General features: G+C 62.6%; 13 protein-coding genes. 10 read left to right on the plus strand and 3 right to left on the minus strand.

Going from position 1 to position 14,193, the window contains the following annotated elements:
• Window positions 1–39: 39 nt before the first annotated feature.
• Window positions 40–1,464 carry an FAD-binding oxidoreductase gene (locus RS694_RS00355; protein ID WP_029706339.1) on the minus strand — a complete coding sequence of 475 codons (1,425 nt, stop codon included), beginning with the start codon at window positions 1,462–1,464 and terminating at the stop codon, window positions 40–42.
• Window positions 1,465–1,499: 35 nt separating this feature from the next.
• Window positions 1,500–2,375, minus strand: a complete 876-nt coding sequence (locus RS694_RS00360; RefSeq protein WP_029706340.1) for a type 2 periplasmic-binding domain-containing protein — start codon at window positions 2,373–2,375, stop codon at window positions 1,500–1,502.
• A gap of 108 nt (window positions 2,376–2,483) precedes the next feature.
• Here RS694_RS00360 and RS694_RS00365 point away from each other — a divergent pair, with 108 nt between their 5' ends.
• The 9 genes from RS694_RS00365 (at window position 2,484) to RS694_RS00405 (ending at window position 11,779) form a co-directional block, all read left to right on the plus strand.
• On the plus strand, window positions 2,484–3,056 hold the full coding sequence (locus RS694_RS00365; RefSeq protein WP_029706341.1) for a cob(I)yrinic acid a,c-diamide adenosyltransferase: 573 nt from the start codon (window positions 2,484–2,486) through the stop codon (window positions 3,054–3,056).
• Window positions 3,057–3,366: 310 nt separating this feature from the next.
• Window positions 3,367–4,680 (plus strand): ABC transporter substrate-binding protein, encoded by a 1,314-nt coding sequence (locus RS694_RS00370; RefSeq protein ID WP_029706342.1) that lies wholly within the window; start codon window positions 3,367–3,369, stop codon window positions 4,678–4,680.
• 103 nt (window positions 4,681–4,783) lie between these two features.
• The gene (locus RS694_RS00375) at window positions 4,784–5,644 is read left to right on the plus strand and encodes a carbohydrate ABC transporter permease (protein ID WP_029706344.1); all 861 of its coding nucleotides are present in this window, start codon (window positions 4,784–4,786) and stop codon (window positions 5,642–5,644) included.
• Between the two features lie 10 nt (window positions 5,645–5,654).
• The gene (locus tag RS694_RS00380) at window positions 5,655–6,485 is read left to right on the plus strand and encodes a carbohydrate ABC transporter permease (protein WP_029706347.1); all 831 of its coding nucleotides are present in this window, start codon (window positions 5,655–5,657) and stop codon (window positions 6,483–6,485) included.
• Window positions 6,486–6,514: 29 nt separating this feature from the next.
• Window positions 6,515–7,576 carry an ABC transporter ATP-binding protein gene (locus tag RS694_RS00385; protein WP_029706348.1) on the plus strand — a complete coding sequence of 354 codons (1,062 nt, stop codon included), beginning with the start codon at window positions 6,515–6,517 and terminating at the stop codon, window positions 7,574–7,576.
• 34 nt (window positions 7,577–7,610) lie between these two features.
• Window positions 7,611–9,026: a D-arabinitol 4-dehydrogenase gene (dalD, locus tag RS694_RS00390; RefSeq protein ID WP_029706349.1), complete on the plus strand. Its 1,416-nt coding sequence runs from the start codon at window positions 7,611–7,613 to the stop codon at window positions 9,024–9,026.
• Window positions 9,023–9,811, plus strand: coding sequence for an L-iditol 2-dehydrogenase (locus tag RS694_RS00395; RefSeq protein WP_029706350.1), 789 nt, complete (start codon window positions 9,023–9,025; stop codon window positions 9,809–9,811). The genes dalD and RS694_RS00395 overlap by 4 nt, the downstream gene beginning before the upstream one ends.
• Window positions 9,812–9,848: 37 nt before the next feature.
• Entirely contained in the window at window positions 9,849–10,772 is a 924-nt protein-coding gene (locus RS694_RS00400) for an AraC family transcriptional regulator (RefSeq protein ID WP_029706352.1), read from the plus strand.
• Between the two features lie 2 nt (window positions 10,773–10,774).
• Window positions 10,775–11,779 carry a PfkB family carbohydrate kinase gene (locus tag RS694_RS00405; RefSeq protein ID WP_037246676.1) on the plus strand — a complete coding sequence of 335 codons (1,005 nt, stop codon included), beginning with the start codon at window positions 10,775–10,777 and terminating at the stop codon, window positions 11,777–11,779.
• Between the two features lie 4 nt (window positions 11,780–11,783).
• Here the strand turns inward: RS694_RS00405 and RS694_RS00410 are convergent, their stop codons facing one another.
• On the minus strand, window positions 11,784–12,206 hold the full coding sequence (locus RS694_RS00410; protein WP_029706355.1) for a hotdog fold thioesterase: 423 nt from the start codon (window positions 12,204–12,206) through the stop codon (window positions 11,784–11,786).
• Between the two features lie 127 nt (window positions 12,207–12,333).
• Between RS694_RS00410 and RS694_RS00415 the strand changes: the two genes are divergently transcribed.
• Window positions 12,334–14,040 carry a cation:proton antiporter domain-containing protein gene (locus RS694_RS00415; RefSeq protein WP_029706356.1) on the plus strand — a complete coding sequence of 569 codons (1,707 nt, stop codon included), beginning with the start codon at window positions 12,334–12,336 and terminating at the stop codon, window positions 14,038–14,040.
• Window positions 14,041–14,193 lie beyond the last annotated feature (153 nt).

The raw sequence follows: 14,193 nt of genomic DNA on the forward strand, positions 1-14,193 counted from the left end.
CCCCGGCCCTTATGTGGTGTGCGCAAGCAGCTATGTAATTTATAGCGAAAAGATCTTGCCGGGGTTCAGGATGTTGTCCGGGTCCAGCGCGCGCTTTAGCGTGCGCATCATGTCCACCGCACCGTTGCCAGTTTCTTCCAGCAGGAAGCCTTGCTTGTGCAGGCCCACACCGTGTTCGCCCGTGCAGGTGCCGCCCAGTTGGAGCGCGCGCTGTACCAGTTGCGTGTTGAGCCGCTCGGCGGTTTCCCGTTCCTCGGGGTTGTCAGGGTCTATCAGGTAGCCCATGTGGAAGTTGCCGTCACCCACGTGGCCGACCAGGAAGTAGGGGATGCCGGCTTCCTGCGCTTCGGTCACGGAGTCTAAGAGCGCGTCGGCCAGGTGCGAGATCGGCACGCAGGTGTCGGTGGTGATGGCCTTGCAGCCGGGGCGCGACTGCACGCCGGCAAAGTAGGCGTTGTGCCGTGCGGTCCACAGCTTGGTCCGCTCTTCGGGTGTCTCGGCCCACTCGAACGTCTGGCCGCCGAATTCGGCGGCAATCTCCTGCACGGTTTCCACCTGCTCTTTCACGCCAGCGGGCGAACCGTGGAACTCCATGAGCAACATGGCCCCTTCGCGCAGCGTGAGTTTGGAGTGCGCGTTGACCATGCGGATGGTGTTGGCGTCCAGCAGCTCACAGCGCGCAATCGGCACGCCCAGCTGGATCAGCTGGATGGTGGTGTTCACCGCGTCGGCCAGGCTGCCGAACGAGCAGGTGGCCGCCATCACGGCTTCGGGCAGCGGGTAGAGCTTGACGGTGACCTCGGTGATCACGCCCAGCGTGCCCTCAGAGCCCACCATCAGGCGTGTGAGGTCGTAACCCGCGCTGCTTTTCTTGGCGCGTGTGCCGGTGCGGATGATGTCGCCACTGGCCGTGACCACTTCCAGTGCCAGCACGTTCTCGCGCATGGTGCCGTAACGCACGGCATTCGTGCCGCTGGCGCGTGTGGCGCTCATGCCGCCAATGGTGGCGTCGGCGCCCGGGTCAATCGGGAAGAACAGGCCGGTGGATTTGACCGCTTCGTTGAGCTGTTTGCGGGTCACGCCGGGTTGCACGGTGACCGTAAGGTCGTCAGACTGGATGGACAACACTTGGTTCATGCGGCTCACATCCAAGCTGATGCCGCCTTGCACGGCCAGCAGATGCCCTTCGAGCGAGGAGCCCACACCAAACGGAATCACTGGCACTTTGTACTGCGCGCAGAGTTTCACCGCATCGGCCACATCCTGCGTGCTCTGCGCAAACACCACCGCGGACGGTGGCGGCACGGTGAAGGCAGACTCATCGCGCCCATGCTGTTCCCGCACGGCCATGGCGGCGGAGAACTGGTCGCCAAAGCGGGTCTTCAGGGCATCCAGCAGGGCTTGCGGCACGGTGCGCAGTGTGATCTGGGGCAACAAATGGTTCAGTGAGGCGGGGGCGTTCATGGGGTGGGGGTGTTCCTGGTGAAAGCAGCGCCTATCTAGGCGCGGACCGGATTGATCAGCGGCCACTTGGCCGTCTGGGGGTTGCGAAAACCGCATTCGGTGTAGGCACGGCGCAAGCTGCCGTCCTGCACCCGCGCGGCCAACGCGGGAAAAATTTTGTCAGCAATCTGGCGGCCTGCCGGGGTGTGGGCAGCGGCCAGATGCCGCGAGCCGATCAGCGCCACCGACACGCCCTTGACGGGCACCAGGGTGTTGCCTTCGTGGACCAGCTCCAGCGACGGCTTGGCAGGAAAGGGCGCCAGCAGCAGGTCAGCGCGGCGATTCGCCACCATCAGCACCATCTGGTTCCAGGTCTTCACGTCCATCACCTGTTTGAGGCCTAGCTTGCCCAGCGTATTCCAGTCGGCCGTCCAGGCGCTGTTGGACACCACCGTGAGGTCCTTGAGCTGCGCCCGTTTGCGCACGGCCAGCGCCGCCTGGTTGCCCGGTGCGGTGTACATGCCGACGACAAACTCGCCGTTGGCCAGCAGCGCGCTGGAGCGGGTGATGGTGGTACCGGCCTGTGCCAGGTCCAGTTGCCAGGCACTGGTGCCCAGTGCATCGACGCGGCCCGCGCTGAGTTCGATCAGCAGGCGTTCGTAACTGTCAATGCGCACCAACTCCACTGCCAGCGCGGGCAGAGCGCGGTGCATTTCGCGCAACAGAAAGGCCAGCTCCATCACATCCCGCCGCGCATGCGGGCCACGAAAGTGCTGCAACGTGGCGACATCGCGGCCCTCCAGAAAACGCGGCAGGTCGTCGGCCACGTCACCCGGCACGGCAATGCGGGCGATGCTCAGAGCGGCATGTGCCATCAGGGGGCTGGCCAGCGCGACCGCCATGCCGCCCAGCACCTGTCTGCGGGGTAGCATGGGTGGGGTGGCTTGGGGAAGGCGGGAGGAGCCCGGAGGCAACAGGGTCATAAATGGGAAGGGTGTTTCAAACCGTCAATAATCCCATTTTGATCCAAGGACGCCGCCATGGGAAACCGCCTGACACAAATTGCCACCCGCACCGGGGACAACGGCACCACCGGCCTGGGGGACAACACACGCGTGTCCAAAGACAGCCTGCGTGTGCACGCCATGGGGGAGGTGGATGAACTCAACTCCCACATTGGTGTGTTGCTATGCGAAGCCATGCCCGTTGGCGTGGCCGCAGTGCTGGTGGAAGTGCAGCACCAGCTCTTCAATCTGGGCGGCGAGCTGTCCATCCCCGGGTACGAGCTGCTCAAGCCTGAGGCGGTGCTGGCGCTCGACGAGGCCCTGGCCGACTACAACGCCGACTTGCCGCGCCTGCAGGAGTTCATATTGCCCGCCGGCACACGCGCCGCGTCGTTGGCCCATGTGTGCCGCACCGTAGCGCGCCGCGCCGAACGCGCCGTGGTGGCATTGGAGGGCCAGGAAACGTTGAAAGACACGCCGCGCCAGTACCTCAACCGCCTGTCGGACCTGATGTTTGTGCTGGCCCGCGTGCTCAACCGCCACCGCACCGATGGTTCGGTGGGTGACGACGTGTACTGGAAGAGCGAGAGATTGCTATCAAATAAGTAGCTGCTTGCGCATAACCCATGCGGGCTGCGGGCTGTTTTCTCTTGTATTTAAGCTCTGCGCCTGAATTGGGCGGCCTTGCGTCGGCACATGGCCGCAGGCATGGGAAGCCGTCACATCGCGCCGAAATACATACGATTCTTCGGTTCTAGGTATAAATCCTAGGTAAACAATGCAAATAAATACCGGATTGAACAATCCGCGTATTAGTTTTACATGAGGGTTTCACTATCTTCATGGTGTCAGTGTCTGCACAAGAAAGGCATTGAACAAGGCATTCGATTCCATAACCAAAGACACCAGGAGACTATCGATGAAATTCAGAACCCGTGTTGCCGTCGCCGCAGCGCTCGCAGCATCGTTGTGCGGACAGTCGCAAGCCGCGACCGAGCTCGTGATTGCCACCGTGAACAACGGCCACATGATCGAAATGCAGAAGCTCAGCAAGAACTTCGAAACCGCCAATCCCGACATCAAACTCAAGTGGGTGACGCTGGAAGAAGGCGTGCTGCGCCAGCGCGTCACCACCGACATCGCCACCAAGGGCGGCCAGTTCGATGTGATGACCATCGGCATGTACGAAACCCCCATCTGGGGCAAGAAGGGTTGGCTGCAAGAACTCAAGACCGACGCCAAGTACGACGCGGACGACCTGCTGCCCGCCATGCGCAACGGCCTGTCGGTGGACGGCAAGATGTTTGCCGTGCCCTTCTACGGCGAATCCTCCATGCTGATGTACCGCAAGGACCTGGCTGACAAGGCCGGCATCAAAGTGGCCGACAAGCCCACCTGGACCGAGGTCAAGGAACTGGCGTCCAAGATCCACGACCCGAAGAACGGCGTCTACGGCATCTGCCTGCGCGGCAAACCGGGTTGGGGTGACAACATGGCCTTCCTGACGACGCTGGTCAACACCAATGGCGGCCAGTGGTTTGACATGAACTGGAAACCCCAACTGGAAAGCAAGCCCTGGAAGGACTCCATCAACTTCTACGTGGACCTGCTGAAAAACTACGGCCCACCCGGCTCCTCGGCCAACAGCTTCAATGAAATCCTGGCGCTGTACAACGAAGGCAAGTGCGGCATGTGGATTGACGCCACCATTGCAGCGTCTTTCATCACCGACCCCAAGCAGTCCAAGGTGGCTGACAAAGTGGCGTTTGCACAAGCACCGACTGCCGTGACCCCCAAGGGTGCCAACTGGCTGTGGGCCTGGGCGCTGGCCATTCCATCGGGCTCCAAGAAAGTGGACGCTGCGACCAAGTTCGTGACCTGGGCGACATCGAAGGAATACATCGAGCTGGTGGCCAAGACCAATGGCTGGGCCCACGTGCCCACCGGTACCCGCAAGAGCACCTACGCCAATCCTGAGTTCACCAAGGCGGCCAAGTTTGCTGCGGCTGAAAAAGCCGCCATCGATTCGGCCAACCCGAACGACAGCACCTTGCCCAAGAGCCCGTATGTCGGTGTGCAGTTCGCTGCCATCCCCGAGTTCCAGGCGATTGGTGCGACCGTGGGCCAACAGATGAGCGCTGCGCTGGCTGGCAAGTCCACGGTGGACGCAGCCCTGAAGGCTTCGCAAGTGGCGGCTGACCGTGAAATGAAGAAGGCTGGCTACTACAAGTAGTCGTCCGACCAAGACAAGCAAGCATCTCTCTCCGGTCGCTTGACTTTAGGCGCGCGAGGCAACTCGCGCGCCCTTTTCCGCAAATTTGCCCGCGAGGCTCTCCATGAACCGCTTCATACCCCGTGCCCTCATGGCACCGGCCGTCATCTCACTCTTCCTGTGGATGATCGTGCCCCTGGTGATGACCATCTACTTCTCGCTGATCCGCTACAACTTGATGCAGCCGGACCAGACGGGGTTCATTGGCCTAGAGAACTTCGAATACTTCATGACCGACCCGTCCTTTGGCACGGCTGTCATGAACACCCTGTTGCTGCTGGGCAGCGTGATCCTCATCACCGTGGTGCTGGGCACGTTGCTGGCATTGTTGATTGACGAACCGTTTCCGGGCCGTGGCCTGGTGCGCATTCTGTTGATCTCTCCCTTCTTCGTCATGCCCACGGTCAATGCGCTGTTGTGGAAACACATGATGATGAATCCCATCTACGGCGTGCTGGCGCAGGTCTGGATCTTCTTTGGCGGTACGCCGGTGGACTGGCTCACCGACTTCCCGCTCTTCAGCGTCATCGTCATCGTGTCCTGGCAGTGGCTGCCGTTTGCCACGCTGATCTTCATCACGTCGCTGCAAAGCATGAACCGCGAGCAGCTCGAAGCCTCGCGCATGGACGGCGCCAATTACCTGCAGCAGCTGCGTTACCTGTACCTGCCGCATCTGGCGCGTTCGGTGGCCATCGTGGTGATGATCGAAATGATCTTCCTGCTCAGCGTGTTTGCCGAGATCTACACCACCACCGGTGGCGGACCAGGTGATGCGAGTACCAATGTGGCCTTCCTGATCTTCAAGCAGGCGCTGCTGAATTTCGACGCCGGTGTGGCCTCGGCCGGTGCCCTGTTTGCCGTGGTGCTGGCCAACATCGCGGCGGTCTTCCTGATTCGCATGGTCGGCAAGAACCTGGATAAGTGAGCACATTCCCATGACACAACGCAAAACTTTCTCCTGGCTGTTCTGGCTGCGCACGCTCACGGCCTGGGGCGTGACCTTTCTGCTGTTCTTCCCGCTGGGCTGGCTGGTGCTCACCGCGTTCAAGACCGAGTTGCAAGCCATCTCGGTGCCGCCGCTGGTGTTCTTCACCCCCACGCTGGAGAACTTCGAGATCGTGCAGGAGCGCAGTGACTACATGCTCTACGCCACCAACTCGCTGATCACCAGCGTGGCCTCCACCATCCTGGGGCTGGCACTGGCGTTTCCCGCGGCTTACGCCATGGCTTTCTTCAAAGGCAAATACACCAAGGACATCCTGATGTGGATGTTGTCCACCAAGATGATGCCGGCCGTGGGCGCGCTGGTGCCGGTCTACGTGATGGCGCAGACCAGCGGCCTGCTGGACACGCGCACCGGCTTGGTCATCGTGTTCACGCTGTCCAACCTGCCCATCATGGTGTGGATGTTGTACTCCTACTTGAAGGAGATTCCGGCCGAAATCCTGGAAGCCTCGCGCATGGACGGTGCCACGCTGTGGAACGAGTTCCGCTACGTGCTGTTGCCACTCACCATGGGCGGCCTGGCCTCCACCGGCCTGCTCACGCTGGTGCTGAGCTGGAACGAGGCCTTCTGGTCCCTCAACCTGAGTGCTGCCAAGGCTGGCACGCTGGCCACGCTGATCGCCTCCTACTCCAGCCCTGAAGGTCTGTTCTGGGCCAAGTTGTCGGCGGCCTCCTTCATGGCCATCGCACCCATCGTGGTGTTTGGCTGGTTCAGCCAGAAACAACTGGTGCAAGGCCTGACCTTCGGCGCAGTGAAGTAAATACATCCATCAAGAGAGAGACAAATCCCATGGCATACCTTCAACTGCAGGGCATCGAAAAAGAGTTTGGCAATGTGCGCGTGATTCGCGGCATTGACCTTGAAATCAGGCAGGGTGAGTTCATCGTTTTTGTCGGCCCCTCCGGCTGCGGAAAGTCGACGCTGTTGCGTCTGATCGCCGGGCTGGAAGAGACCAGCGCCGGCACCCTGATGCTGGACGGCCGCGACATCACACACCAGCCCTCCAGCAAGCGCGATCTGGCCATGGTGTTCCAGAGTTATGCGCTGTACCCGCACATGAGCGTGTTTGAGAACATGAGCTTCGCGCTCAAGCTGGCCAAGGTCGACCCGGCCATCATCAAGGACAAGGTCGATCGCGCGGCGAAGATCCTCAACCTGACGAACTACCTGGAGCGCACACCCAAAGAACTGTCGGGTGGGCAGCGCCAACGTGTCGCCATTGGCCGCGCCATCGTGCGTGCACCCAAGGTGTTTTTGTTTGACGAGCCGCTGTCCAACCTGGACGCGGCATTGCGTGGCCAAACGCGCATCGAGATTGCCAAGCTGCACCGCGACCTGGGTGCCACCACCATCTACGTCACCCACGATCAGGTCGAGGCCATGACGCTGGCCGACCGCGTCGTGGTGTTGCGTGACGGCCAGATTGAACAGGTGGGCACACCGCTGGAGTTGTATGACCGCCCGGCCAACCAGTTTGTGGCCCAGTTCATCGGTACGCCGCAGATGAATGTGGTGCCTGTCAGCGAACTCCCGGGGCTGGATGCGCAGTTTGGCCTGCCGGTCGCAGCCGGTGGCGCCATCGGCTTGCGCCCGGAAAACATCACGCTCTGCGCAGCAGCCCAGGGGCAGTTCCAGGGCAAGGTGGAACTGGTCGAGGCCCTGGGCGCAGAGACGCTGGTTTACATCGGGACTACACACGGTGCACAACTGGTAGTCCGCCAAACCGAGCGCACGGATTTGCAGGTTGGCGCTGCCGTGGGCGTGCAACTGGACGTTGACGCCGCCCACCTGTTTGACGCGCAGGGACGCATCACCCGCACCGGCAAAGCCCGCGCGGTATTGGCGAACTGACACATCCATATTCTGATTTCCGGATTTCCATTTCATGCAAGTTGCAGCACCTCCCTTTGTCATGCTCCATCTGGGGCTGGGTTCTTTTCACCGCGCGCACCAGGCGCTGTATCTGCACCAGCTGCAGCAAGCGGGTGACCGCAGCTGGGTGCTGGCGGGCGGCAACATCCGCCCCGACATGGCCGACACCATGGCAGCGCTCATCCAGCAGAACGGCGCCTACACACTGGAAACCGTCACGCCCCAGGGCGAGCGCACCTACACGCGCATCACGTCCATCCAGACCGTGGTGCCGCACGATCCCGCGCTCTCCGGCCTGGTGCAATTGGGCGCGGATGCGAATACCCGCATCATCTCGTTCACGGTGACCGAGGCGGGCTATTACCTCGATGCCCAGGATCGGCTGGACCTCGATTTTGTTGATCTGCAGGCGGATGTGCAGGCGCTCAAGGCGGGTGGCGCAGGCAGCACCATTTACGGCGCGCTCACTGCCATCCTGCGTGCCCGCATGCAGGCCCAGGCGGGCGCAGTGACGCTGCTCAACTGCGACAACCTGCGCCACAACGGCGACCGTTCGCGCAGCGGCCTGCTGCAGTTCATTGAACTGCTGGGTGACACCGCGCTGCTGGCCTGGGTGCAGACCCATACGAGCAGCCCCAACGCCATGGTCGACCGCATCACGCCCCGGCCCACGCCCGATGTGCGCGCGCGGGTCCTGGCCGCCACCGGCGTAGACGATGCCGCTGCGCTGATGGGTGAGAGCTTCATCCAGTGGGTCATCGAAGACCGCTTTGTCGCCGGGCGTCCGGCGTGGGAGCGGGTGGGCGTGGAGATGGTGGACTCGGTGCAGGCGTATGAAGAGGCCAAGATCCGCCTTCTCAACGCCACACACAGCTGCATCGCCTGGGCCGGCACGCTGGTCGGCTACACCTATATCCACGAAGGTACGCAGGACGCGCGCATCCGCCGGATGGCGTTTGACTATGTGACGGATGACGTCATTCCCGTGCTGGACACACCAGAGCACCCCAGCCCGATCAACCTGGCGCAGTACCGCGATGTGGTGCTGGACCGTTTTGGCAACCCGGCCATTGCCGACACCAACCAGCGTGTGGCCATGGACGGCTTTTCCAAGATACCCGGCTTCATCGCGCCGACCATCCGCGAGCGGCTGGCGCACGGTGACTCCATCGCCAGTGTGGCGATGCTGCCGGCGCTCTTTCTGGCCTACTTGCAGCGCTGGCACACGGGGCAAATCCACTACACCTACCAGGACCAGGCCATGGACCCAGCCGTGGCGCACGCCATCTGTGAGGCCGCAGACCCGGTGGCGGCGTTCTGTGCTGACGCAACCCTGTGGGGCCCGCTGGCCAACCACCCGCGCCTGGTCGCCGCTTTGCGTACTGCGTCTGCGCGGGTCGCCCAATTCGTGAAGGATGCTGCCCCATGAGCACCCGCCTGAAAGACAAACACGCCGTGCTGACGGGTGCCGCCGGTGGCATTGGCCTGGCCGTGGCGCAAGCCTACCTGCGCGAAGGCGCACGCTGCACAGTGGCCGACATCGGTTCCCAGGCCACGCCGGAGCTGGCGGCGCTGCTGGCCGAGTACCCTGCGCAACTGCAGTACCTGCCTACCGATGTCACCCGCATGGTGGACATCGATGCGTTGGTGGCCCAGGCCAGCCAGCGCTTTGGCTCCATCACCACGCTGTTCAACAACGCGGCGATCTTCGACATGGCGCCGCTGCTGGAAAGCCACGAGGCCATGTACGACAAGCTATTCGCGGTCAACGTCAAGGGCGCGTTTTTTGCGATGCAAAAGGTGCTGGCGCACATGGTGGCGGGCGGCGTGAAGGGTGGGGCGATCATCAATATGGCGTCGCAGGCCGGGCGCCGCGGTGAGGCCTTGGTGTCGCACTACTGTGCCAGCAAGGCGGCAGTCATCAGCTACACCCAGAGTGCCGCATTGGCGATGGCGCCGCACGCCATCCGCGTCAACGCCATCGCTCCCGGCGTGATCGCCACGCCGATGTGGAAGAACGTGGACGCCCTGTTTGCCAAATTTGAGAACCTGCCACTGGGTGAGAAACAAAAGCGGGTGGGCGAGGCCGTGCCGCTGGGCTATATGGGCAGCCCTGGCGACATTTGCGGCGCCGCGGTATTCTTGGCCAGTGAAGAGGCGTCGTACATCACTGCGCAGACCCTGAATGTGGATGGCGGCAATGTGATGTCCTGACGGCGCCTGCAGCAACCTGAGAATTAAACCGAACACCATGGCCGCGAAACCGCGTCAGCTCAAGCCCGAGCTGGAACACGACTACAGCCGCTCCCCCGAGCTGGGTTATGAGCGCCCGGAAGAGGTGGGCATCATCCGCTGCCTGTCGCACGGCTTCCCTACGCCGCTGGCACGCTGGCACTACCACGACGAATACGAACTGCACCTGATCACCACGACATCGGGCAAGGCCTTTGTCGGCGACTGGATTGGCCAGTTCCAGCCCGGCCATCTGGTGCTGACGGGTCCGCGCTTGCCGCACAACTGGGTCAGCATGGACCTGCCCGAGGGCGGTGTGCCCGAGCGTGACCTGGTGATCCAGTTCCCGCACGCACCGATTGAAGAAAGCAGCCGCCACGTGCCCGAGTTGCGCGCCGTGTTGCCGCTGCTGGAGCGGGCCAAACATGGCATCGAATTTTTTGACCTGTTTCCCCAGGCGCTGGACTACTGGCACGGCATCAAGGCGGCGCAGGGGCTGGCCCGCTTCGGCATCTTCTGCGAATTTCTGGGTGCGCTGGCAGAGTGCAACGACTACCGGTTGTTGTCGAACGCACAGATTCAAAGCATAGACAACGACGACCAACTGGACCAGATCAACGCCATCCTGAGCCGCATTACCGACAACATGGGCGAGACGCTGTCGGCGGCCGACCTGGCGCGGGAACTGGGCATGAACGAGAGCCGGTTTTCGCGCTTCTTCCGCCGCGCTACCGGCAATACCTTCACCGACTTTGTGAACCATGTCCGTGTCAACCGGGCCTGCCAGTTGCTGATGGAGTCAGACCGGCAAATTACCAACATCGGCTACGAAGTGGGCTTCAACAACATCGCCAACTTCAACCGCCGCTTTCTGGACATCAAGGGCATGACCCCACGCGAATACCGCCGCCAGGTGGCCAACCGCTTTGGCCTGAAACACTGAATATGACCGCACCGTTTTCCACCCGCACCGTCCGCGTCGCCATTGCCGGCGAAGCCCTGATTGATCTGATCATGCGTCCCGATGGCGCGTACGAGCCTTGCCTGGGGGGCGCTTTGTACAACCTGTCCCGGGCGCTGTCGCGGCAAGGGGTGGGCGTGGTGTACCTCAACCCGCTGTCATCGGACCGTTTTGGACGCGCGCTGGCCCAGCAGTTGCATGACGACGGCGTGCACCTGGCCCATGAGGCACTGGTGCAGCAGGTCACCTCTCTTGCGGTGGTCAGCCTCAACGCATCCGGCCACCCCGATTACGCTTTCTACCGCGAAGGGGTTGCCGACCGGCAGGTCAGCGCAGAGGGTCTCAACCACGCTTGCGCACTGCAACCCGATCTGCAAATCATCTGCACCGGCGCACTGGCGCTGGACGCGCGTGATGCCGACGTCTATGTGCCGTGGCTGCAGGCCCAGCGGCAGGCCGGGCACTGCGTGGTGGTCGATGCCAACATGCGGCCCTCGGTCATGCCGGACCTAGCGGCCTACCGGGCCCAGGTGCAAATGGCGCTGATGGAGGCGCACATCATCAAGGTCAGTGACGAAGATTTGTCCTGGTTGGGTTATGCCAGCACCGACGCGTTGGCCAGCGCCCGCGAACTGCTGGACCGCTCCAACGCATCTCTGTTGGCCTTGACATTGGGTGCCGACGGCGCATGGCTGCTGACGCGGGACGGCCAGTGGTCCGGAAAAGAGGCACAGGCCTTGTCGGTGGTGGACACGGTGGGCGCAGGCGACAGTTTCCTGGCGGGGCTGCTTGCGGCGCTGCTGGATTCTGCGGGCCCAGTCGGGTTGCTGCACGGGCTGGACGCAAACCGCTGCACGGGCGTGCTGCGCCACGCGCTGTCCAGCGCCAGCCTGTGTGTGCAGCAGCGTGGCTGCGTGCCGCCCAGTTGGGATGAAACCCTCGCCTGGTCGCAGGCGCATCCGGCAGTCACTGCCGCGTCTGCGCCATAGCGGTTTAGCGCGGTGCCAGGATGGCCATGGTGATGCGCGACACGCAGGTCAGATCACCCGCTTCGTTGCGCATATCAATCTGCCAGACATGGGTGGTGCGGCCGATGTGGACTGCACGCGCGGTTCCGGTCACCCAGCCGCTGGTGGCGCTGCGCAAGTGGTTGGCGTTGATGTCCAGCCCGACCGCGCTGTAACCCTCTGGGCACGCGCAGTAGGCGCCGTTGGAACCCAGGGTTTCCGCCAACACGACAGACACACCGCCATGTAGCAGGCCGTAGGGCTGGCGCGTGCGCGCGTCTACCGGAACACGGGCCGTGATGGTGTCATCGCCGACTTCGAGAAATTCGATGCCCAGATGGCTGGTGGCGGTGTCTTTGGCGAAGGCGGTGAGCGCCTCTACCGAGATGGGTTTTTTCCAGATACGCATGGTGCCTTGGGTCCTGTGATGTGGGTCTGGGTCTGACTATAAACAAAGCCGTACGCTTATGTTGGTGATGAGGGCCTGTGTCAATATGTGGGTTCGGACAACACACAGACTCCCTTGGGGAAACCGCATGGAACACAACGTATCCCTTATCACTACGATTGCCGCAGGCTTTGGCATGGCGCTGATATTGGGCTTTGTGGCCGAGCGCATGAAGATACCTGCGCTGGTGGGTTATTTGGTGGCCGGCATCCTCATCGGCCCGGCCACGCCGGGTTTTGTGGCCGACGTGCAAATTGCCGCGCAGCTGTCCGAGATCGGCGTGATGCTGCTGATGTTTGGCGTGGGCCTGCATTTCTCGCTCAATGACCTGCTTTCGGTCAAGCGCATCGCATTGCCGGGGGCGGTGCTGCAGATGGGGGTGGCCACCGCATTGGGCATGGCCATGGCCTGGTACATGGGCTGGAGCCTGGGCAGTGGTTTGATCTTTGGCCTGTCGCTCTCCTGTGCCAGCACCGTGGTGCTGCTCAAGGCGCTGGAGTCGCGCGGGGTGCTGGACTCCATGAACGGCAAGATTGCTGTGGGCTGGCTGGTGGTGGAAGACCTGGCCTGCGTGCTGGTGCTGGTGCTCATGCCGCCGTTGGCGGGTGTGCTCGGCGCTAACGCGGCCGACGCGAGCAGCAGCAACGGGCTGTGGCTCACGATTGGCAAGACCCTGCTGCAGGTGTCGGCCTTTATCGCACTGATGTTGGTGGTGGGGCGGCGTGTGTTGCCCTGGCTGCTGTGGCAGGTGGCGCGCACCGGGTCACGCGAGCTGTTCACCTTGTCGGTGGTGGCCACGGCCATTGGGGTTGCCTATGGTGCATCGGCGCTGTTCAGCGTCTCGTTTGCGCTGGGCGCCTTTTTTGCGGGCACCATGATGCGTGAGTCCGAGTTGAGCCACCGCGCGGCGCAGGAGTCGCTGCCGTTGCGCGATGCGTTCTCGGTGCTGTTCTTTGTTTCGGTAGGCATGTTGTTTGACCCCGCCATCCTGTTGAAGCAGCCATTGCAGGTGCTCGGCGTGGTGGCCATCATCATGCTGGGCAAGGCACTGGCCGCCATGGGGCTGGTGATTGCGCTGCGTTACCCGCTCAACACCGCGCTCACGGTGGCTGCCAGTCTGGCGCAGATCGGCGAGTTCTCTTTCATTTTGGCGGGCCTGGGCCTGTCGCTGGGGCTGTTGCCGCCCGAAGGTGTGAGCTTGGTGCTGGCCGGCGCGCTGATTTCCATTGCGCTGAACTCGGTGCTGTTTGCGGCGGTGGAGCCGCTGCGGCGCTGGGTGCTGAAGCATTCGGACTTTGCCCGGCGCCTGGAGCAGCGCCAGGATCCCTACGCCGAACTGCCCATGAGCACCGAGCGCAAGTACCTGCAGGGGCAAGTGGTGCTGGTGGGTTACGGCCGGGTGGGCCGGCGCATTGCCCACGCGCTGGAAGCACGGGCCATTCCCTACGTGGTGGCCGAGCAAAACCGCGAGCTGGTGGAAGACCTGCGCCGTGCCGGCAAGGCTGCGGTGTCGGGCAACGCGGCCGACCCCGCGGTGTTGATCCAGGCCCACATTGCCCACGCGGCCATGCTGGTGGTGGCCACACACGACCCGTTGAATTTCCGCCAGATGGTGAGCACCGCGCGTGCGCTCAACCCCGGCATTGAAGTCGTGTTGCGCACCCACACAGAAGACGAAACCCAGTTGCTGCGCAACGACGACATAGGGGCTGTCTTTTACCGCGAAGAAGAACTGGCCAACGCCATGACCCGCCATGTGTTGCAGCGCTTTGCGCCCGAGGGCGTACACGCCTGATTGGCGGTTGCGGGTGCCTGCAGCGCAGGGACGTTACCCGTACAAACCCCACTGCTGGACTGGCACGGAACTCGCTAGTATTTGCCCATAAGTTGACCGATTGGTTAACTTATGGGCTTACCATGCCGGGCGCCAACCCCAATTTGGTGCGCC

This window comes from Rhodoferax saidenbachensis (assembly GCF_001955715.1).
In the GTDB taxonomy this organism is placed as follows: domain Bacteria; phylum Pseudomonadota; class Gammaproteobacteria; order Burkholderiales; family Burkholderiaceae_C; genus Allorhodoferax; species Allorhodoferax saidenbachensis.

What these genes read in the sequence shown, in the direction of transcription:
- RS694_RS00355 (WP_029706339.1), bottom strand. Translation starts at nt 1,464, where the DNA reads ATGAACGCCCCCGCCTCACTGAACCATTTGTTGCCCCAGATCACACTG.
- RS694_RS00360 (WP_029706340.1), bottom strand. Translation starts at nt 2,375, where the DNA reads ATGCTACCCCGCAGACAGGTGCTGGGCGGCATGGCGGTCGCGCTGGCC.
- RS694_RS00365 (WP_029706341.1), top strand. Translation starts at nt 2,484, where the DNA reads ATGGGAAACCGCCTGACACAAATTGCCACCCGCACCGGGGACAACGGC.
- RS694_RS00370 (WP_029706342.1), top strand. Translation starts at nt 3,367, where the DNA reads ATGAAATTCAGAACCCGTGTTGCCGTCGCCGCAGCGCTCGCAGCATCG.
- RS694_RS00375 (WP_029706344.1), top strand. Translation starts at nt 4,784, where the DNA reads ATGAACCGCTTCATACCCCGTGCCCTCATGGCACCGGCCGTCATCTCA.
- RS694_RS00380 (WP_029706347.1), top strand. Translation starts at nt 5,655, where the DNA reads ATGACACAACGCAAAACTTTCTCCTGGCTGTTCTGGCTGCGCACGCTC.
- RS694_RS00385 (WP_029706348.1), top strand. Translation starts at nt 6,515, where the DNA reads ATGGCATACCTTCAACTGCAGGGCATCGAAAAAGAGTTTGGCAATGTG.
- dalD (WP_029706349.1), top strand. Translation starts at nt 7,611, where the DNA reads ATGCAAGTTGCAGCACCTCCCTTTGTCATGCTCCATCTGGGGCTGGGT.
- RS694_RS00395 (WP_029706350.1), top strand. Translation starts at nt 9,023, where the DNA reads ATGAGCACCCGCCTGAAAGACAAACACGCCGTGCTGACGGGTGCCGCC.
- RS694_RS00400 (WP_029706352.1), top strand. Translation starts at nt 9,849, where the DNA reads ATGGCCGCGAAACCGCGTCAGCTCAAGCCCGAGCTGGAACACGACTAC.
- RS694_RS00405 (WP_037246676.1), top strand. Translation starts at nt 10,775, where the DNA reads ATGACCGCACCGTTTTCCACCCGCACCGTCCGCGTCGCCATTGCCGGC.
- RS694_RS00410 (WP_029706355.1), bottom strand. Translation starts at nt 12,206, where the DNA reads ATGCGTATCTGGAAAAAACCCATCTCGGTAGAGGCGCTCACCGCCTTC.
- RS694_RS00415 (WP_029706356.1), top strand. Translation starts at nt 12,334, where the DNA reads ATGGAACACAACGTATCCCTTATCACTACGATTGCCGCAGGCTTTGGC.